The organism is Deinococcus pimensis DSM 21231 (assembly GCF_000519345.1).
In the GTDB taxonomy this organism is placed as follows: Bacteria; Deinococcota; Deinococci; order Deinococcales; family Deinococcaceae; genus Deinococcus_A; species Deinococcus_A pimensis.
Window position 1 is genome coordinate 340,354 of record NZ_KI912633.1, and the last position, 543, is coordinate 340,896.

The 543-nt window shown below is 74.6% G+C and carries 1 pseudogene; it reads right to left on the bottom strand.

The features are described from left to right. A pseudogene (locus DEIPI_RS29035) lies at positions 1-543 on the bottom strand (BTAD domain-containing putative transcriptional regulator); the annotation flags it as partial.

Consider the following 543-nt stretch of genomic DNA (forward strand, 5'->3'; position numbering starts at 1 on the left):
CGTGCGTGAACCGCTCGCCGCGCATGACCTGCGCGGCCTCCAGCTCCTCCCAGTGTTCCGCGACGGACAGCAGGGGCGCCCCCAGCACGGCCGCGACGAGTTCCGGCGAGAAGTCGCGCTGCAGCACGCTCGCCGCGCGCGCCGACTGCAGCGCGCCCTGCGAGAGGCGCGACAGGCGACGCTCGATGATGTGCCCCACCCGGTCCGGGATGGGCAGCACCTCCGGCGGAGCGCCCAGGTCCACCCGCGCTTCGAGCAGATGCCGGACGGTCTCCAGCAGGAACAGTGGGTTCCCGGCGGCGAAGCGCGTCAGGCGCGCCTCGAGTTCCGTGGTCGCGGGGACGTCCAGCTGACGCAGCAGCGCGGACGTCTCCTCGTCGCTGAGGGCGTCCAGATCGACGAGGACGCCGAGCCCGGTCTGCCGGAGGCGGTCGAGGTGGTCGCGCAGCGCGTCGCCCGTCTCGTCGGGACGGACCGTGCAGACCACGCCCGGCCCGCCGCCCGCGCGGGCGGACAGCAGCAGCAGCGTCAGGTCGAGCGAGG